This is a genomic window from Achromobacter sp. HNDS-1, from assembly GCF_040084795.1.
Classification (GTDB): domain Bacteria; phylum Pseudomonadota; class Gammaproteobacteria; order Burkholderiales; family Burkholderiaceae_B; genus Achromobacter; species Achromobacter ruhlandii.
In genome coordinates, this window is the sequence record NZ_CP157584.1 from 3,371,299 (window position 1) to 3,390,356 (window position 19,058).

Below are 19,058 nucleotides of genomic sequence, written 5' to 3' on the forward strand. Positions count from 1 at the left end.
CATGGGGGGCCGCACGGATGCGGGGGCGGGACGGACATCATGCGGAAATGGGTAGCGGCGGGTTGCACCGCGCTGGCGTTGGGCGTTATCTGGACGGGGACGGCCTGGTACACCGGCAGGCAGCTGGAGACCGGCATGGCGCAGTTGGCCGAAAGCGCCGCCGAACAGGCGCGGCTGATCGGCGCGAAGCTGGGCGAAACGCTGTCGTTCGAGCAGCTGTCGTACGAACGCGGCGTCTTCACGTCGCGGGGGCGCTACCGCCTGAAGGCGACGCCGTCGCCCAAGGACGGCCCCGGCGCGGCAGGGCGCGATTTCGAGGTGGTGGTGCGCCTGGACCACGGCCCCTTCCCCCTGTATCGCCTGGCGCGCGGACAGCTGTTCCCGGCGATGGTGGCGGCCCGCGCCGACCTGGCGCAGACGCCGTCGGTCGAAACCTGGTTCATGGCAGCCGGGGGCGCCGTGCCCATGACCGCCGAGGCCGTGGCGGGCTATGGCCGCGACATCCGCGCCACGCTGGAACTGGCGCCGGTCGAGCGCGCGCGCGACGAGTCGCGCTTCAGCTTTTCGGGCCTGACGCTCGAGGCCGACGTGGCCGCCGGCGGCAGGCACGCCGCGGTGGACATCCGCGCCGACCGCGCCGACCTGTTCGAACCCTACACCGAGGACGGTCAGCGCCATACGCGCCGCCTGGCCATGCGCGATCTGGCGATCAGGTACGACGCGAGCCGCGCCGCCGATGAGGCGGGGACTGCGGCTACCCGCGCGAACCTCAAGCAATGGACCATCGAGATCGACGGCGAACCGGTCACGCTGCGCGATGTCGCCGTGACCGCCGACGCCAGGGGCGCCGAGAGCGCGATGAACGCCAAGCTGGCCGTGCAGGTCGCGGGCATCGACACGCGGGCTGGCCAGGCGGCCAACCTGCGCCTGGCCGCCGAGGCGCGCAACTTCGACATCGTGTCGTTCCGCGCATTCCAGGCGTCGGTGGAGGCGACCCGAGGGAACGCCAGCCTGGGCGACAAGATGGTGGGCGTGGGCCACCTGATGAAGTTCCTGCTGGCCCAGCCGGGCTTTTCGCTGTCGCCGCTGCAGGTGGATACCGCCAACGGTTCCGCGACCCTGCGGCTGGATCTCGACCTGAGCGCGCCCACGCTGTGGAACCACTCGCCCGGCGCGGTCGTCAAGGAAACCGTGCGCAAGCTCGATGCGCGGATGTCGGTGCCGGTCGTCAGCCTGGCCGACCTGATCGCGGTGCGGATGCAGGCCGAGGGCATGCCCGAGGCCGCCGCGCGCGAGGCGGCTGGCCGGCGGGCCGACGAGATGCGCGATCGCTTCCTGCGCGGCCAGTGGGGGCGCCTGGAGGACGGCAAGCTGGTCGCGAGCCTGAACTATGAGGGCGGCCAGGTGGACCTCAATGGCGAACGCATGCCGGTCGAGAGTTTCCTGAGCTGGCTGATGGCGCGTGGCGTGAAGTAAGGCGCCGGCGCGCGTTGCCGTTCAGGCCGGCAACGCGCCGGCCATGACTTCGCCATTGCGTAGCACCGCCACATGGAAGCGCTTGTCGGCGGCCCGCATGATGTCCTCGGTGGGGTCGCCGCGCACCAGCAGCAGGTCCGCCACGGCGCCCGCCTCCACCACGCCGTGACCGGCCATGCCCATCAGGTCATGGCCGCGCGAGGTGGCGGCAATCAGGGCGTCGACCGGCGTCATGCCGAATTCCACCATGTAGGCCAACTCCATCGCGTTCTCGCCATGCAGGTTGAACGGCGTGCCGGCATCCGTGCCCAGCGCGATGCGCCCTCCCGCCTTGTAGTACATCTGGATCGATTCGCGATGGCGCTGCTCCACCGCGCGCGCCTTTTCCACGGCATAGGCGGGAATGCCGTTGTCGGCGTTGGCGACGATGTTGCGCACGGCCGCGATGGTCGGCACCAGGTAGGTTTCGGCCGCCAGCATTTCCTCCAGGCACTGTTCGTCCATGAAGATGCCGTGCTCGATCGAGTCGATGCCGGCGCGCACCGCGTTCAGGATGCCCTGCGTGCCTTGCGCATGGCTGGCGGTGCTCTTGCGAAAGCGCTTGGCTTCGTGCACGCCCGCCTTCATTTCGTCGAAGCTGTAGTGCGCATCCATCGGGCTCACGCCCGGCGTCATGACGCCGCCGGTGGCCATGATCTTGACCAGGTCGCAACCGGCGTGGACCTGCTCGCGCACGGCCTTGACCACCTCTTCGCAGCCGTCGGCGACACGGCCGATGCGGTTGCCGTGGCCCCCCGTCATGCAGATGATGCGGCCCGAGGCCTTGATGGTCGGGCCCGGGAACACGCCGCGCGCGATGGCGTCGCGCACGCCGAACTCCAGGTAGTCCTTGCCGCCGCAATCGCGCAGCGCCGTGAAGCCGCCGCGCAGCGCGGCCTGCGCGTTCTCCAGCGCGGTCAGCGTAATCTGGGCCGGGCCTTGTTTCGACATCTGTGTCTGCGGGTCGGCGCCGCCGGTGTAGACCAGGTGCACGTGGCAGTCGGCCATGCCGGGCATCAGCGTCATGCCCGTGGTGTCGATGCGCCGCCCGGCGAAGCCGTTGAATTCGGCGGCCGGCGCCACCCGCGTGACCTGCTTGCCCTCGACCAGCACGCCATGGCCCGGCAGCATTGCGCCATGTCCGTCGAACACCTTGCCGCCGATGAACAGGGTCTGTGGCAACGCACTCATGTCTCGCTCCTTGTCGTGTGGGTGGGGCTCAGCCTTCCACCTCCAGTCCCTCGCGGGACATGGATTGCAAGCGGGGCATCAGCCCCAGCAGGTGCTGGCTGTAGGGATGTTGCGGATGCTCGAACAGCGCCTCGGTGTCCGCCACCTCCAGCAGTTCGCCGTAGCGCATCACGCCGACGCGGTCGCACATCTGGCGGATCACGGGCAGGTCGTGGCTGATGAACAGCATCGTCAGGCCCAGCTGTTCCTGCAGGTCCTTGAGCAGGTTCAGGATCTGCGCCTGGATCGACACGTCCAGCGCCGAGGTCGGTTCGTCGCAGATCAGAAAACGCGGCCGCGTGGCCAGCGCCCGCGCGATGCAGATGCGCTGGCGCTGGCCGCCGGAAAACTCGTGCGGGAAGCGCTCGGCGGCGCGCTCGCCCAGCCCGACCACGTCGAGCAGGTCCGCCACCACGCGGCGCGTCTCGGCCTCGCTGGCCGCCAGCTTGTGGAAGCGGATCGGCTCGGCCACGATGTCCAGCACGCGCATGCGCGGATTGAGCGACGAGAACGGATCCTGGAAGATCATCTGGATCTGGCGCCGGAACGGGTTGAGCTGCTTTTCGCCCTTGAGCGCGGTCAGGTCGGTGCCGCCGAACGTGACCGAACCGCCGCTGGGCGTGTACAGGCCCGAGATCAGCCGCGCCACGGTCGACTTGCCCGAGCCGGATTCGCCCACCAGGCCGAATACCTCGCCTTCGCCGATCGAGAAGTTGACGCGCTTGACGGCATCCAGCGTGCGCTGGTTGCGCTTGAACAAGGCGCTCTTGAGCACGAAGCGCATGCTCAGGTCCCGGACCTGCACCAGCGGGCCTTCGCCGCGTGCGCCGAAGTCGCGCCGCTGGCCGAGCCAGTGCGTGGCCAGGTCGAGCGGCTGGGCCGGCGTCTTGACGTCCTCGATGTAGGTGACCAGCGGAAAGCGCTTGAGCTTGATGTCCGGGCGCGGCACGGCCGAGATCAGGCTGCGGGTGTAGGGATGATCGGGATCGCCCAGGATCTTGGCGGTGGGGCCCTGCTCGACCAGCTTGCCGTGGTACAGCACCGCCACCCGGTCGGTGACGTCCGCGATCACGCCCATGTCGTGGGTGATGATGATCATGCCGACCTGTTCCTGGCGGCAGAGCTTTTTCAGCAGCTCCAGGATCTGCGCCTGGATCGACACGTCGAGCGCGGTGGTGGGTTCGTCGGCAATGATGACCTCGGGTTCGCAGCACAGCGCCAGCGCGATCACCACGCGCTGCCGCATGCCGCCCGAGAACTGGTGCGGATACTGTTGAACGCGCAGCTCGGGCTGGTCGATGCCGACCTGCGCCAGCAATTGCACCGCGCGCTGCCTGGCCTGGTCGTGCGTCAGGTCCAGGTGCACCAGCATGGTTTCGACCAGCTGGCTTTCCACGGTCTGCAGCGGGTCGAGCGAGGTCAGCGGATCCTGGAAGATCATGCCGATGCGGCGTCCGCGCACCTTGCGCTTCTGCGCCGGGGTAAGGGTGTCGATGCGTTCGCCGTCGAGCAGCACCGCGCCGCCGGCCAGGCGGCCGGGCGCTTCGAGCAGGCCGATCACGGCGTTGCCGATGGTCGACTTGCCGGCGCCGGACTCGCCAACCACGCCCAGGATCTCGCCTTTCTCCAGCGACAGCGACACGCCGTCCACCGCCACCAGCGTGCCGCGGCGGCTTGGGAATTCAATGCGGATGTCTTCGATGTTCAACAGGGCCATGGCATCCTCAGCGCAGCTTGGGGTTGAGCGCGTCGCGCAGCCAGTCGCCCAGCAGGTTGACCGACAGCACCAGCGCGACCAGCGCGATGCCGGGGAAGATCGAGATCCACCACATGCCCGAGAACAGATAGCTGTTGCCGATGCGGATCAGCGTGCCCAGCGACGGCGCGGTGGGCGGCACGCCCACGCCCAGGAACGACAGCGTGGCTTCGGTGATGATGGCGATCGCCAGGTGGATGGTGGCGATCACCAGCACCGGTCCCATGACGTTGGGCAGGATGTGGCGGCGCAGGATGGTGACCGGGCCGATGCCGATCAGCCTTGCCGCCTGCACGTATTCCTTGTTGCGTTCCACCAGCGTCGAGCCGCGCACGGTGCGGGCATACTGGACCCAGCCCGAGATGCCGATGGCGAAGATCAGCACGTACAGGGCCAGCTGGTCGTGCATGTCGCGCGGCAGCAGGCCGCGCGCCACGCCGTCGATCAGCAGCGCCACCAGGATGGCGGGGAACGATAGCTGAACGTCGGCGATGCGCATGATGAAACTGTCGACGCGGCCGCCGGCGTAGCCGCTGATGAGACCCAGCGTGACGCCCAGCACCATCGAGAACAGCACCGAGGCGAAGCCTACCAGCAGCGACACGCGCGAGCCATACAGCACGGCCGAGAGGATGTCGCGGCCCTGGTCATCGGTGCCGAGCAGGAAGTCGGGGCTGCCGCCCTCCTGCCACGCTGGCGGGGTGTTGGCGTCCATGATGTTCAGGGAAGCCAGGTCGAAGGGGTTGTGCGGCGCGATCACCGGCGCGAACAGCGCGCCCAGCAGGATGGCCAATGTGACCACGGCGGCGATGATGGCGCCGGGCGAGCGCTTGAAGCTGTGCCAGAGGTCGCTGTCGGCGGCGCGCGCGAAGAAGGGAGCGATGCGGGCGTTCATGAGGCGGTTCCCTTATTTGCTCTGCACGCGCAGGCGCGGGTCGACGGCGAAATACAGCAGATCGACCACCAGGTTGATGACGACGAACATGAAGGCGATCAGCACCAGGTAGGCGGCCATCACCGGGATGTCCACCATGCTGATGGCCTGGATGAACAGCAGGCCCATGCCGGGCCACTGGAACACCGTCTCGGTGATGATGGCGAAGGCGATGATGGAGCCCAGTTGCAGGCCGGTGATGGTAATGACCGGCACCATGGTGTTCTTGAGCGCATGGCGGAAATTGATCAGCCGCTCCGGCAGGCCGCGGGCGCGCGCGAACTTGATGAAGTCGGCGCGCAGCACTTCCAGCATCTCGGCGCGCACCAGCCGCATGATCAGGGTCATCTGGAACAGCGCCAGCGTGATGGCCGGCATGATCAGCGCCAGCAGGCCGGATTTGGTCAGAAAGCCCGTGGTCCACCAGCCCAGCCCGACCACGTCGCCGCGCCCGAAGCTGGGCAGCCATCGCAACTGCACGCCGAAGAACAGGATCAGCAGGATGCCGATGAGGAAGGTGGGCAGCGAGATGCCGGCCAGCGAGATCGCCATGAAGGTCTTGGACAGCACGCCGTGGCGCTTGAGCGCGGTGTAGATGCCCATGGGGATGCCGAGCGCCAGCGCCATCACGGCGGAGACGAACGACAGCTCCAGCGTGGCCGGCAGGCGTTCTTCGAGCAGTTCGCTGACCGGCCGGCGGTGGCGGTAGGAAATGCCGAAGTCGCCGCGCACCGCGTTGGCGACGAAATGCGCGTACTGCACCACGAAGGGATCGTTCAGGCCCAACTGTTCACGCAGCTGTTCGCGCTGTTCGGGCGTGGTGTCCTGCCCCACCATGCTGGCGATCGGGTCGCCGACATACCGGAACATGGAGAACGCGATCAGCGCCACCGTCAACATCACCAGCACCGACTGGATCAGCCGCTGCGCAATAAAGGAAAGCATGGTTGGATGCCCTCTTGGTCGGATAACGCCGGGCCGCGCGTTGCCGGTCGCGGCAAGCGGGGCTGGGCCGGGCGCGCCCGGACGGCTGGCGCCGTCGCGGGGGTCGCATCAAACACGGCGCCGTGCACGCCCTGCGGCGTGGCGCGGCGCCCGGGGACTACGGCAGGACCACGTCGCGCAGGTCGAGCACGTCGTCGGCGCGCTGGATGACCTTGATGTTGTCCTTCACGCCCCACGACATCGGCTGCTGGTGCAGCGGCAGGTAGCCGAAGTCGCTGCGCACGATGCCGAAGGCTTCCTTGATCATCGCGTTGCGCTTGGCCTGGTCGGTCTCGACGCCGATCTTGGCGGTGAGGTCATCGACCTTCTTGTTGCAGTAGCCGCCCAGGTTGAACTGGCCCGCCGCCGTCTTGGCGTCGCGGCACGCGGCCAGGTTCAGCAGCGTGTTGTGCGCGTCCGTCGAGCTGGGCGTCCATCCGAGCATGTACATGCTGGTCTGGTTGCCGGCCTGCAGCAGGATCTTGCCGAAGTACTTGGACTTGGTCTGCGCCAGCAGGTTGATCTTGATGCCGACGCGCGCCAGCATGCCGGCCACCGCCTGGCAGACCTTTTCGTCATTGACGTAGCGGTCGTTGGGGCAGTCCATGGTGACGGTGAAGCCCTTCGGGTAGCCGGCCTCGGCCAGCAGCTTCTTGGCGCGTTCCGGGTCCGGTTTGTAGGGCGCGCCGAACGATTCGTCGTAGCCGTTGATGGCGGTGGCGATCAGCGAACCCAGCGGCTTGGCGGCGTTGCGCATGATCTTTTCATTGATGGCCTTGGTGTCCACGGCCAGCACCACCGCTTCGCGCACCTTCGGGTCCTTGAAGGGGTTCTTGCCCTTCACGTCCGAGAACAGCAGTTCGTCGCGGTCCTGGTCCATGCCGATGAAGATGGCGCGGGCCTCGGGCGCGGTCAGCGGCTTGACGCCCTTGGCGTCTTCCAGGCGCTTCCAGTCCTGCACCGGCACCGGCTGCACCAGGTCCATCTCGCCGGAGATCAGCGCGGCCACGCGCGTGGCTTCCTGCGTGATCGGCTGGAAGATGACCTCATCGACGTTGGTCTTGATGTTCTTGTTCCAGTAGCCGTCGTAGCGCTTGAGCACGGTCTTTACGTCCGGCTGGCGCGACACCAGCATGAAGGGGCCGGTGCCGTTGGCGTTGAGGTTGGCGTAGTTGCCCTGGTTGTCGCCCTTGACGTTGGTGGCTTCGGTGGTCTTGTTCTTTTCCGACCACGACTTGCTCATGATGTAGAGGAACACCCATTCGCGCGGCAGGATCGGGTTGGGCGTGGGGGTGGTGACCTCGATGGTGTAGTCGTCGATCTTCTTGATGTCGGAGGCCTTGGCGCCGTAGCCCTTCATGTCGGAGCCCGGCGTCAGGCTGCGCTTCCAGGAGAAGATCACGTCATCGGCGGTGAACGGCGAGCCGTCGTGGAACTTCACGCCCTTGCGCAGCTTGAAGACCCATTTGGTGGGCTCCGGGTTTTCCCAGCTCTCGGCCAGCAGCGGCGTCAGTTTCAGGTTGCCGTCATAGCCGGCCAGCGTTTCGTAGATGTTGCCCTGGAAGCCCAGCGTGAAGGTTTCGTTCAGCGCCATCGGGTCCATCGACGTGGCGTCGCCCTGGTATGACCAATGGAAGGTCTTGGCGGCCGCGCCGGCGCTGAATGCCAATGAGGCAGTCAGCGCAGCCGCCAGCGCCGCTTGTTTCAGGTGGGGGAAAGTACGCATAGCCCTCATGCTCCGTAATGCGCGGATAGCGCGACAGAAGTGATAGGGCCCTGGCCCCACGGGGAGCCGGGGCATGGCGTTGCTGCTTACGACGAAAGGCGGTTCACGGTAGATCCAACCCCTTGTGATTGTCATGGCGGGATGGACCGCACCGATGCAGAACGAATCTTATAGATCGATTCGTTTAAGCGTCAATCGGTTTGGATTGGGGTTAGTACTTGCTTGCTTCGCGTTGCGAATGGTGGGTTTGGCGCGCCATCGGACGGCCGGCCTCAGGCCCTGGGCGCGGGATCGGCGGCCAGGGTCCGCGCCAATTCGCGCACGATCTGCTTGCGCCGTTCGCTGTCTTCATGGCCCTTGGCCAGCGCCGACCATTCGGGCCGGCTGCGCGCTTCCTTCAGGACCTCGGGCAAGGGGCCGCGGCGCAGCGCCTCGTCGTCGGGACGGTCGAGCCGCAGCGGCGCGCGGGCGGCGTGGCCGCGGCGTTCCAGTGCGTCGATCAGCTGCCGCTGGCGCAGCGCCAACAGGCGCAGCACCGCGTCGTCGACGCTGATCTCGCGCCAGCCGCGCAGTTTGCCGGCAACGCGTTTGCCAAGCTTTTCCACGCCCTGCCACAGTCCGCCGGCGGCGGCCCCGATCAGCATGCCGGTGCCCAGGCTGAGGCCGGCGCTGAGCAGGTCCACCGCCGCGCCGGCCATGGCGCCGGCCGCGGCGCCCATGCCGACCTGCACGCCCATGTCCTTGAGGGCCTGAGGGTGGAACAGGTCCATGCCCCAGCGTTCGCCTTGCAGCGGCAACGCATCATCGTCGTAATCCGACGCGCGGAAGTTGTACAGCGCCAGCAACGCGGTGACGCAGGCCTGCTCGCGCTGGCGCACTTGCTCACGCAGTTGCCGCGCCGCGGCCGCCAGCGCGGCTTCGTCGCTGGCGCTGGCGATATGCAGCGCGGCGACATCGACCAGCAGGTCGGCCAGCAGTTCGCAGGCGGCGGCGTGGCGCTCGCGGCGTTGGCGCGCCAGATTGTCGGCCAGGCGCGCCAAGGTGTCGGCGTGGCGGTCCAGCAGCACGCCGAGCTTGGCATACAGCTGTTGTTCGCCATCGAGCGGCGGCGCGACGGTATCGAACTCGACGGCGGCGTGCAGGCCCAGCCGCGCCAGCGCCTCGCGCCACTCGGCGGCGCGATGCGCTGGCGCATTGACGAAATTCAGCACCGGCAGCAAGGGCCGGCCGCAGGCCGCCAGGATGGCGAGTTCGTCGCGATGCTTGCCCAGCACCGGATCGCGCGCATCGATCACGTACAGCGCGGCGTCGCAGTCCAGCATCTTCTTCAGGACTCGGGCTTCCTGCTCGTAGCGGCCGTGCGCTTCGGGCGTGTCGAGAAAGCGCCGGATCCGGGCCGGCCCGTCCAGCCGCTCGCCCGGCGCTTCCAGCCGTTCCAGGTATTCGAGCAGCGCGATGCTGTCTTCCATGCCGGGCGTGTCGAACCATTCCAGCACGGCGCGCCCGTCGAGCCGCAGGCGCGCGCCCTCGACGTGGCGGGTGGTGCCGGGCTGGTCGGCGACCTCGCCGAAACGGGTATCGCGGGTCAGCGTTCGCAGCAGCGAGGTCTTGCCGGTGTTGGTGTGGCCCACCACCGCAATGTTGATGAGGCGTTCAGTCATGGCCGTGCTCCAACCACGCCAGCGCGGCGCCTTGGGCGCCAATGACGGCCTGGGCATCCATTCCCAGGGCCGCCAGCCGCTCGCGCCAGAGCGGTTCGCGCGTGTCCGCGCCGGCCGGCGCCAGCAACCAAACCCGGGTCAGCGCGGCATGCGCGGCCAGCTCGGCGATCAGCGCCAGCGTGCCGCGATCGGGCGTCTGGCGCGCGTCGCAGGCGATCACGAGGCGCGAGGCGGCCGCGCGCGACAGCGCATCGAGCAGCTGATTGCGCTGCTCGCGGGTATCCAGCGTGCCCGCCATGCGGACCGAGGCGGGCAGGTCGGGCGGCGGCCAGGACAGGTCCGCGGGCAGTTCCAGGCCCAGCAGCACGGGCTGGCCCCCCAGGCCCTGCGGCGCCGATGAGGCCACGCGGGGCTGATGCAGCGGGTCGACCGGACGATCGATGCCGGTGGACTGCGCGGGCGGATCGAGCCGGTCGCGCAAGGCGGCATGGCCAGCCAGCGTGGGATCGATGGCGATGGCGCGCAGCGCGCGCCGGGCGGCGGCCATGCAGGCGAGCCAGGCCGCCAGCCGAGGCAGGATGCCGTAGGTCACCAGCACGCCGATCAACCATAGCGACCATTGCACCTGGGCATCGGCGGCCAGGGCCTGGCTGCCGTCGCTGGCCCGCACCATGGCGGCGTCGGGCAGCGGAAAGCCCAGTTGCGCCGGCAGCCAGCCCATGGCGTGCGTCAACCAGACAAAGGTGTCGGGCGCCAGCAGCGTGGTGGCCCAGACGAAGCGGTAGCTGGCGGTGGTCAGCAGCGCCAGCAGGGTGGCCAGCGCCGCGCCCAGCCCGGCCAGCCAGAGGCCATGGCTGACCGAACCGAACAGCCAGCGCAACGCGCCGGCGCGGCCGAGCAGGTTGAGGAACGCCTGCGGCACCAGGGCGCCGTCGGGGCCGCGGGCCAGCTTGCGCGTCGCCCAGAGCCAGAGCCGTCCCAATGGCGTCATGGCCGCCGGCCGCAGCAGGAAGCTGGCCAGCCACAGCAGGAAGGTGATGGCGTGCAGGCCCAGCAGCGCGCCCAGCGCCCACAGCACATTGACCGGACGGCTGCCGTCGCCCAGGGCGCCGGCGGCCACGCCAGCGCCCGACAGCAGGGCCAGCAGCACCAGCACGACCAGCACGGCGGCGGCGCTGCGGCGCCAGCCGTCGACCAGCGGCGTCAACTGCTCGCGTTGCGCCAGCAATTGGGCGCGGGCCAGGATGCGTTGCGGCAGGGGGACGTCGAGCTGGCGCACCTGGCGCACCACGCCGCTGTCTTCCAGCGGTCCCCAGTGCGCTTCGCGCAATCGGACCAGTTCGGCCAGCCAATGGGCGCGCAGCGGCGTCTGGCCGGCGGCATCGAGGGGGATGGAAACGTCGCGGGAAGTCGGCGATGGCATCGCGGGCGGGGCAGGCGATCAGGCCGCGAAGGGCGATGCGCCATTGTAGACCGCGCGGCCCGCGCGCTTACTGCCGGCGGTGGGCGGCGCGGTACTGGCCGGGCGTGACGCCGATGGCGTCGCGGAACACCCGCGACAGGTGGCTGGCGTTGCCGAAGCCGGCCGCCTGCGCGACGCCGGCCAGATCGCCCCTGCCGCTGGCCAGCAGGCCGCGCGCGTGGGCCAGGCGCCGGGCGCGGACCCAGGCGTGCGGCGGCTCGCCGAACGAGGTGTGGAACATGCGGGCGAAGTGGTAAGTGGACAGCGCCGCCACGCCGGCCAACTGGTCCAGCGTCAGGGGCTCGGCGAGGTGCGCGTCGATGTAGTCCATGATCCGACGCCGCACCGCCGGCGCCAGGCCGCCGCGCGCGGGCGTCGCGGCCTTGCGCGACACGCCCTGGCGCAACAGGTGGTGCAGCACCGTCTCGGCCGCGCTGCTGGCCGCCAGGCGGTCGGCGGGCGCGTTCCAGTCGGTGTCCAGCAGGGCCCGGCAGACATCGGTCAGCGAGGCGTCATGGATATAGGTGCGGTCGCGCAGTTCCAGCGCACGCGGTTCGCAGTCGAGCCGCAGCACGGCCTCGCGCGCCAGGCGTTCGGGCGCGATGTACAGGTGCAGGAAATGCACCGTGTCGTTCATGCACCAGCGCGAATGGTGTTCGGCGGGCAGCACGCAGAACTTGCCGGCGCCGCCATGCAGCGGATTGCCGATCCGGAATGATTTCTCGCCGCCATGCAGGTAAAGCGACAGCGTGTGGTGTCCGGGCGTGTCATAGCCCAGCGTTTCGTGGGCGCTACGGCCCCACTGCGAAATGGCGATGCCATCGCCCAGCGAAGCGGCCCGTGCCAGCGTCGCACTGGACGCGGACAGCGTGCGAAAAACGGAGAAGTCGGACGGAGCCGAAGCGGTGGTGCCCATGGAACCGAAATGCTACTGCGATCCCCGCGCGCGTGGCAGGCGCAGGTGCGGAAAAACCGCAAGAACCGGCAATTTTTCCGTCCGCGGCAGGCGCAGACTGGGCGCCGGAGCCCGCGATTTTCGCGGTCCTGGATGTCATGTCCTTTTTGGCCCTGCCGAGCGTCCCAAAGTGAATCTCTTCCTGTATTTCCTGACCGTCATCATCTGGGGCACCACCTGGATCGCCATCAAGCTGCAGCTTGGGGTCGTGGCGATTCCCGTGTCCATCTTCTACCGTTTCGCGCTGGCCGGCCTGGTGCTGTTCGCCGCGTTGCTGCTGACCCGCAAACTGCAGCGCCTGGATCGTCGCGGGCACCTGTTATGCCTGGGCCAGGGGCTGTGCCTGTTCTGCCTGAATTTCCTCTGCTTCTACACGGCCACGCAGTGGATTCCCAGTGGCCTGGTATCGGTGGTGTTTTCCGCCGCCACGCTGTGGAACGCGTTGAACGCGCGGCTGTGGTTCGGTACGCGGATCGCGCCGCGCGTCATGGTCGCTGGCGCGGTGGGCTTTTCCGGGCTGGTGTTGCTGTTCTGGCCCGAGCTGTCCGGCCAGGAGGCCAGCCACGAGACGTTGCTCGGGCTGGGCTTCGCGTTGCTGGGCACGTTCTGTTTTTCCACCGGCAACATGCTGTCGTCGCTGCAGCAGCGCGCCGGCATCCGGCCGCTGACGGGCAACGCCTACAGCATGCTGTACGGTGCCGCGGTGTTGCTGGCCGGTTGCGCGGCGGCAGGCGTGCCGTTCCGCTTCGATACCTCGTCGGCCTATGTCGGCGCCCTGCTCTACCTGGCGATTCCCGGATCGGTCATTGGCTTCACCGCCTACCTCACGCTGGTCGGGCGCATGGGCCCGGCGCGCGCCGCCTACTGCACGGTGCTGTTTCCGGTGGTGGCGCTGAGCGTGTCCACCTTCGCCGAGGGCTACCAGTGGACGCCGGCCGCGCTGCTGGGCCTGGGGCTGGTGATGTTCGGCAACCTGCTGGTCTTCACCAGGTGGTCGCCGTTCACGCGGCGGTTGGCGGCATAGGGATCAACGCGCTTGCCGCGCCAGGGTGCGCAAGGCATCGAGCAGGCGCTCGATCTCGTCGTCGCGGGTCAGGTAGCTGACCGAGGCGCGCGCGATCTGCGCCAGGCCGCGCGCCTGCATGTCGAGCGGCGTGTACGGCACGCCGTTGCTGCCGATAGTGATGCCTTGCGCCGCCAGGGCGCGTTGGACGGCGCCGGCTTCCAGTCCGGCAAGATTGAACGACACCAGGCCGGAGCGTTCGCGGCCCTGGTCCAGCACCTCGATGCCGTCGATCGCGGTCAGTCCGGCGCGCAAGGCTTGCGCCACCGTATCGATGCGCGCGCGGATGGCGTCCAGCCCGATATCGAGCGCCTCGCGCAACGCATTGGCCAGGCCGGCGCGCAACGCCAGCGAGGCTTCGGCCGATTCGAAGCGCGCCGCGTCGCCGCGCAGTTGCGGCTGGCCATCGGCGCCCAGCGGCGCGGAATAGGTGTCGACGAAGGCAGGCGCCAAGCGCGGCAGGAAATCACGCCGCACATACAGCAGGCCGGTGCCACGCGGGCCGCGCAAGGCCTTGCGGCCGGCGCCGCTGAGCACGTCGCAGCCTACCTCGGCCACGTCCACCGGCAATTGCCCCACCGCTTGCGCCGCGTCGATGAAATACGGCACGCCGGCCGCGCGCGTGACGCGGCCGATGGCGGCGGCCGGGTTGATCAGGCCGCCATTGGCGGGCAGCCAGGTCAGGGCCACCAGCCGCACCCGTTCGTCCAGCATGGCCTGGAGCGCGGCCGGATCGACACAGCCGCTGTCGTCCGACGGAATTGTCTCGATCGAGGCGCCGGTGTGTTGCGTGGCCAGCCGCATGGCAGCGAGATTGCCGCCCCATTCATGGCGGCCCACCAGGATGCGATCGCCGTCACGCCAAGGCCCGAGCGCCGCGAACGCCGCGCCCCAACCGGGCGAGTTGCCGCCGGTCAGGGCGATTTCGTCGGGTTGGGCATTGAGCAGGCGCGCGGCCAGTTGGCGCGCCTGGTCGGTCTGCGCGCGCGCGGCGACACCCGCTTCCATCGGCCCTTGTTCGGCTTCGCGCCGCAGGTGGGCCAGAATGGCCTCGAGCGTGGCCGTGGACGGCAGCGACGCGCCGGCATGGTTGAAGTGGACGGTGGTGCGCGTGCCGGGCGCGGCGGCGCGCAACGCGTCGAGGGCGGCGGGTGTCAGGATGGGGGCGGTCATGGCGATTCCAGGAAGGGCGCGCCGGGCGTGGCCCGGCGCCAGAGGGGCATCAGGCGGGCGTGAGGGCGACGACCGCTTCCACTTCCACCGCCACGCCCTGCGGCAGCGAGGCCACGCCGACCGCGCTGCGCGCGTGGCGGCCGGCGTCGCCGAACACTTCCACCATCAGGTCCGACGCGCCGTTGGCGACCGCGCTCTGGCGGTTGAAATCCGGCGTGCTGGCGACGAACACGCCCAAGCGCACCACCCGTGCCACGCGGTCGAGACGGTCGCCGGTGGCGGCGGCGATCTGCGCCAGGAGGCCCAGCGCCGACAGGCGCGCGGCGGCGACGCCGTCGGCCTCGGAGACCTGGTTGCCCAGCTGGCCCAGGAATGCCGGCTTGCCCCCCGTCCGTGAAATCTGGCCGGAGATGTACAGCAGGTTGCCCTCCTGGACGAAGGGAACGTAATTGGCGGCGGGCGCGGCCGCCGCTTCCAGCGCAAGGCCGAGTTCGGCCACGCGGCCGGAGATCGTACGGGTCATGGGGTCACCTGTGAAATGGACGAGGGAATAAGTGATTCCCATGCTATCGGCGCGCGCGGCGCCTGACCAATCAATTCTTGCGCACTACGTATGAGCAAAAGTAATGCGTCAATCGGCGGCCGCGGCCCGCGCCAGCCATGCGTGGAAGGCCTGCGCGGTGGCATCGGCTTTGCCGCGCGGGCTGACGAACCACCAGCCGATGCGCGGATCGTCCAGCGCCGTGCCGGGCAGCGCTTCCACCAGGGCGCCGCTGGCCAGTTGCGCGGCGATCAGGCGGTGGCGGCCCATGGCAATGCCCTGTCCCGCCAGCGCCGCCTCCACCACGATGTTGTAGTCGTGCAGGTGCACTGTCTGGGCCCGGCCCAGGTCCAGTCCATGCTGGCGGGCCCAGGCATCCCACTCGAACGGCAACTGCGCGTGCGAGACCAGCAAGGGGTAGCGCAACAGGTCCGCCGGCACGCGCGGGCGCCGCCGTCCCGCCACCAGCGCGGGCGCGCACACCACCGACAGCCGTTCCGGCATCAGGCGCCGTGCCCGCAGGCCCGGCCAGGTGCCGCGGCCATAACGTATGGCCACGTCCACTTCGCCCGCCGCCACGTCGGCCAGCCCGATCGCCGGCAGCAGCTGCAGGTCGATGTCCGGATGCGTGGCGGCGAAGTCCGGCAGGCGCGGCGCCAGCCAGCGGGTGGCGAACGAGGCCAGCAGGCCGACCCGCAGCGTGCGTCGCGCGACGGTCGGCGCGCGGATCGCATCCGTACCCTGGCGCAGCAGCTCGAAAGCGGCGTGGACCCGCTCGTAATAGGCCTGCCCGGCCGGCGTCAGCGCCACCGCGCGGGTCCGGCGTTCGAACAGCGGCACGCCCAGCTCGGTTTCCAGCCGCTGGATATGGTGGCTGATGGCGCTTTGCGTGACGAACAGTTCCTCGCCCGCCAGGCTGAAGCTCAGGCGCCGGGCGGCCGCCTCAAAGGCGCGCAGCGAGACCAGGGCGGGCAGGGAGCGGTGGGAACGCATGAGGCGGGTATGGGAGGCCTGAAACCGGGGGAGCCCCCATTCTCGCAAATCAGGCGCGGGCGTGGAAACGGTTCAGCGCGGCTGGGCGGTGATCGGCGTGCTGCGCAGGATTTCGTGCCGCACGATCTGCAGCGCCTGGACATGCGGCGGCTGGTCAACGGGGATTTCCCAGGCGCGGGCCGCAAACGGCGACGCCGGATCGAGCAGCCTGAAGGCCAGGTCCGTCAGCAGGTAGGACGCCGTGGCCCGGGTGTCGCGTTGTGTTTGCGTCGGCCAGCCGGTCAGGTCGCCGGTTTCGCAGATCCAGAGAATCGCGTTGACCGCATCGGCCTGATGGGCCTTCATTACCGCGACTTCCGGCAGCGCCCGCGAGGCATCGCGAACCAGCCAGGGCATGCCCTGCAACAGGCCGAACACAAGTTCAAAGGCGGTGGTCGAGTCGACGTTCTTCGTACGTTGGGGCATGCGCGGATCCAGGCTGGGACCAAGGCTTTGGCGATGATTCAACCGCAATCGTAAAACCTTTCGGCCGCGTATCCGGGCCCTTGTCAGCGCTTGAAGGGGTGATCGCGTCCGAGTTCGCGCGTGCCGCAAGCCCCGGGCGCGGGACCCTGCCCTGATGCGCGGCCCCAGATGCAAAAGGCCCGCAACCAGGTTGCGGGCCTTTCAGTACTGCATTCTTTGGCTCCCCGAGCTGGGCTCGAACCAGCGACCTGCGGATTAACAGTCCGTCGCTCTACCGACTGAGCTATCGGGGAACAGGTAGAGGGGGCGAATTATGCACAAATTTCGCGGGGAATGCAAAACGGCCCGGATGACCGCAGGGGTTATGACGGTTGGGCGTCAGGGCGATCCCTTATCATGGCAACCAGAAGGTTCGCGACCTCTCACGTTTTTTCCGGATTTCATACATGTCTTCGTTCGACATCCAATTGTTGCTTACCGCCCTGGTAAGCGTGCTGGTGCTGGTCGCACTCATTGTCTCGCGCATCCGCATGCATCCGCTGCTGGCGCTGCTGATCGTGTCCATCGGCGTCGGTTTCGCCACCGGCATGGAGCCCACCGCCATCGTCAAGAACCTGACCGACGGCGCGGGCAAGACTCTGGGCGCGGTGGGCGTGGTGATCGCGCTGGGCGCCATGCTCGGCAAGATCCTGGCGGATTCGGGCACCACCGAGCGGCTGGCCAATGCGATCCTGGCCCGCACCTCGCCTCGCCTGATTCCGTGGACCATGACGCTGGTGGCGTTCATCATCGGCATCCCGATGTTCTTCGAAGTGGGCCTGGTGGTGATGCTGCCGCTGATCTTCAGCGTGGCCCGCAAGCTGGAAGGCCAGGAACGCTTCAAGGGCTCGGCCTACGTGTACGTGGGGGTGCCGGTGATCTCGGCCCTGGCCGCCATGCACGGCATGGTGCCGCCCCATCCTGGCCCGCTGACGGCGATCGCGAGCCTGAAGACCACGGTCGGGCCGACCATGATCTACGGTTTTCTCGCGGCCCTGCCCGCCATGATCCTGGGCGGCCCGCTGTACGGCGCCTTCATCGCCCCGCGCATGACGACCCGCCCGGACGAAGCGCTGCTTGAGCAATTCACCGCCGTCCGCGCGGCCGATGCCGGCCATTCGGTGCCCGGCGTCGGCCTGGGCGTGCTGGCGGCCCTGCTGCCGGCGTTGCTGATGCTGCTGCACGCGGTGGCCGAGATGCTGTTGCCCAAGGCCTCGCCCCTGATGCACGTGGCGGCCTTCCTGGGCAATCCGTTGGTGGCCATGCTGCTGGGCGTGCTGTTCGCGGCCGTGGCGCTGGTGCTGGCGCGGGGCGGCGACGCCGAGAAACTGCGCGACGCGCTCGGCAAGAGCCTCAAGCCCATTGCCGGCATCATGCTGATCATCGCCGGCGGCGGCGCCTTCCAGCAGGTGCTGACCAGCGCCAAGGTCGGCGACGCCATCGTCCACCTGACCCACCAGTTCGCATTTCCGCCGCTGGTGCTGGGCTGGCTGATCGCCATGCTGCTGTCGGTGTCCACCGGCTCGGCCACCGTCGGCATCGTCGGCGCCGCCGGCCTGCTGGCGCCGCTGGCCGGCGCCGATCCCTCGCTGAACCTGCCGCTGCTGGCGCTGTCGATCGGCTGCGGTTCGCTGTTCTTCAACTACGCCAATCACGCCGGTTTCTGGATGGTGAAGGAATCGTTCGGCATGACCATGGGCGAGGCCACCAAGACGATCTCGGTGGTGCAGTCCATCGTGTCGGTGGCCGGCCTGGTCATGGTGCTGTTGTTCAACATGCTGCCGGCGCTGGGGTGAGCCGCGGCACGGGCGGGCCGGAACGCGGCCGCTGCCTGCGTGCAAGGAAACGCAAAAAAACGGCCGAATGGCCGTTTTTTTGTCGGCTGCACGCCGGAACTCCATTAGACAACGCGCAAGCGCGGGAAAATCAGGTCTTCGATAGCAACAGCCGGATGCCGGCATAGGCGAAGGCCGCAGACAGAATGCCCTCTATCCAGCGCCGTGATCTCTGGTAGGCCCGCACCATCAGCGGCGTGGAAAACACCACCGCGTATCCACCGAACACGAAAAGGCCGAGCGCGGCGCAACCCATGACGATGGCGGGGAACGTATAGGAGGGCGAGTCGGCGCGCAGGCCGAGCGACATGATGGCAATCCAGGCCAGCACGGCCTTCGGATTGGTCAGGTGCAACAGGACGCCGCGGCGATAGAGTTGCCATGCGTTCGCGGTCGCGCCGCCAGCCTCGGGCGCGGGGCGCCGCGGGGCGAGCGCCGAGCGGGCCGCCTTGCAGGCTAGATAGAGCAGATACAGGCCGCCGGCGACCTTGATGATGAACAGGGCTTCGGCATAGCTCGCCAGGATCGCCGAAACGCCCGTGGCCGCGAGGACCGCCCAGAACAGGCTGCCCGTCGTGACGCCAAGCGCCAGGGCCAGCGCCGATGCCCGGCCCTGGCTCATTGCCACGCCCATGATGGCCATGTTGCTCGGCCCGGGACTCGCCGTGGCGATCAGATAGGTCGCGTAAACCAGCAGCAGCTGGTACAGGTGTTCGGGCGCCATTG

The 19,058-nt window shown here is 68.7% G+C and carries 16 protein-coding genes and 1 tRNA gene; 3 read left to right on the forward strand and 14 right to left on the reverse strand.

Going from position 1 to position 19,058, the window contains the following annotated elements:
- Nucleotides 1-39: 39 nt before the first annotated feature.
- Complete coding sequence (locus tag ABFG95_RS15610; protein ID WP_348994746.1) at nucleotides 40-1,476, forward strand: YdgA family protein; 1,437 nt, start codon at nucleotides 40-42, stop codon at nucleotides 1,474-1,476.
- A gap of 21 nt (nucleotides 1,477-1,497) precedes the next feature.
- Here ABFG95_RS15610 and ABFG95_RS15615 read toward each other — a convergent pair whose 3' ends face one another.
- The 8 genes from ABFG95_RS15615 to ABFG95_RS15650 all read right to left on the reverse strand — a co-directional run bounded on the left by ABFG95_RS15615 (nucleotide 1,498) and on the right by ABFG95_RS15650 (nucleotide 12,184).
- Nucleotides 1,498-2,706, reverse strand: coding sequence for an amidohydrolase family protein (locus tag ABFG95_RS15615; RefSeq protein ID WP_059268873.1), 1,209 nt, complete (start codon nucleotides 2,704-2,706; stop codon nucleotides 1,498-1,500).
- A 28-nt stretch (nucleotides 2,707-2,734) separates the two neighbouring features.
- Complete coding sequence (locus tag ABFG95_RS15620) at nucleotides 2,735-4,462, reverse strand: ABC transporter ATP-binding protein (protein WP_049070514.1); 1,728 nt, start codon at nucleotides 4,460-4,462, stop codon at nucleotides 2,735-2,737.
- A gap of 7 nt (nucleotides 4,463-4,469) precedes the next feature.
- On the reverse strand, nucleotides 4,470-5,396 hold the full coding sequence (locus tag ABFG95_RS15625) for an ABC transporter permease (protein ID WP_054418367.1): 927 nt from the start codon (nucleotides 5,394-5,396) through the stop codon (nucleotides 4,470-4,472).
- A gap of 12 nt (nucleotides 5,397-5,408) precedes the next feature.
- Complete coding sequence (locus ABFG95_RS15630) at nucleotides 5,409-6,380, reverse strand: ABC transporter permease (protein WP_024067408.1); 972 nt, start codon at nucleotides 6,378-6,380, stop codon at nucleotides 5,409-5,411.
- Between the two features lie 157 nt (nucleotides 6,381-6,537).
- Nucleotides 6,538-8,145 carry an ABC transporter substrate-binding protein gene (locus ABFG95_RS15635; protein WP_348994747.1) on the reverse strand — a complete coding sequence of 536 codons (1,608 nt, stop codon included), beginning with the start codon at nucleotides 8,143-8,145 and terminating at the stop codon, nucleotides 6,538-6,540.
- Nucleotides 8,146-8,417: 272 nt separating this feature from the next.
- Nucleotides 8,418-9,806 carry a GTPase/DUF3482 domain-containing protein gene (locus ABFG95_RS15640; protein ID WP_348994748.1) on the reverse strand — a complete coding sequence of 463 codons (1,389 nt, stop codon included), beginning with the start codon at nucleotides 9,804-9,806 and terminating at the stop codon, nucleotides 8,418-8,420.
- Nucleotides 9,799-11,229 carry a DUF2868 domain-containing protein gene (locus ABFG95_RS15645; protein WP_049070518.1) on the reverse strand — a complete coding sequence of 477 codons (1,431 nt, stop codon included), beginning with the start codon at nucleotides 11,227-11,229 and terminating at the stop codon, nucleotides 9,799-9,801. The genes ABFG95_RS15640 and ABFG95_RS15645 overlap by 8 nt, the downstream gene beginning before the upstream one ends.
- A gap of 67 nt (nucleotides 11,230-11,296) precedes the next feature.
- Complete coding sequence (locus tag ABFG95_RS15650) at nucleotides 11,297-12,184, reverse strand: AraC family transcriptional regulator (protein ID WP_348994749.1); 888 nt, start codon at nucleotides 12,182-12,184, stop codon at nucleotides 11,297-11,299.
- Nucleotides 12,185-12,353: 169 nt separating this feature from the next.
- On the opposite strand from ABFG95_RS15650, the gene ABFG95_RS15655 reads away from it, so the two are divergent.
- Nucleotides 12,354-13,247 carry an EamA family transporter gene (locus tag ABFG95_RS15655; RefSeq protein ID WP_049070520.1) on the forward strand — a complete coding sequence of 298 codons (894 nt, stop codon included), beginning with the start codon at nucleotides 12,354-12,356 and terminating at the stop codon, nucleotides 13,245-13,247.
- Between the two features lie 3 nt (nucleotides 13,248-13,250).
- Here the strand turns inward: ABFG95_RS15655 and ABFG95_RS15660 are convergent, their stop codons facing one another.
- The 5 genes from ABFG95_RS15660 to ABFG95_RS15680 form a co-directional block, all read right to left on the reverse strand.
- Nucleotides 13,251-14,459: an aminotransferase class V-fold PLP-dependent enzyme gene (locus ABFG95_RS15660; protein ID WP_348994750.1), complete on the reverse strand. Its 1,209-nt coding sequence runs from the start codon at nucleotides 14,457-14,459 to the stop codon at nucleotides 13,251-13,253.
- A gap of 49 nt (nucleotides 14,460-14,508) precedes the next feature.
- Nucleotides 14,509-14,982, reverse strand: coding sequence for a RidA family protein (locus ABFG95_RS15665; RefSeq protein WP_059268883.1), 474 nt, complete (start codon nucleotides 14,980-14,982; stop codon nucleotides 14,509-14,511).
- 108 nt (nucleotides 14,983-15,090) lie between these two features.
- Complete coding sequence (gcvA, locus tag ABFG95_RS15670; RefSeq protein WP_175146198.1) at nucleotides 15,091-15,993, reverse strand: transcriptional regulator GcvA; 903 nt, start codon at nucleotides 15,991-15,993, stop codon at nucleotides 15,091-15,093.
- Between the two features lie 72 nt (nucleotides 15,994-16,065).
- On the reverse strand, nucleotides 16,066-16,458 hold the full coding sequence (locus ABFG95_RS15675; protein WP_348994751.1) for a hypothetical protein: 393 nt from the start codon (nucleotides 16,456-16,458) through the stop codon (nucleotides 16,066-16,068).
- 217 nt (nucleotides 16,459-16,675) lie between these two features.
- Nucleotides 16,676-16,751, reverse strand: a tRNA-Asn gene (locus ABFG95_RS15680).
- A gap of 153 nt (nucleotides 16,752-16,904) precedes the next feature.
- Between ABFG95_RS15680 and ABFG95_RS15685 the strand changes: the two genes are divergently transcribed.
- Nucleotides 16,905-18,293 (forward strand): gluconate:H+ symporter, encoded by a 1,389-nt coding sequence (locus ABFG95_RS15685; protein ID WP_049070542.1) that lies wholly within the window; start codon nucleotides 16,905-16,907, stop codon nucleotides 18,291-18,293.
- A gap of 130 nt (nucleotides 18,294-18,423) precedes the next feature.
- Here ABFG95_RS15685 and ABFG95_RS15690 read toward each other — a convergent pair whose 3' ends face one another.
- Nucleotides 18,424-19,056: a LysE family translocator gene (locus tag ABFG95_RS15690; RefSeq protein ID WP_238908790.1), complete on the reverse strand. Its 633-nt coding sequence runs from the start codon at nucleotides 19,054-19,056 to the stop codon at nucleotides 18,424-18,426.
- Between the last annotated feature and the right edge of the window lie 2 nt (nucleotides 19,057-19,058).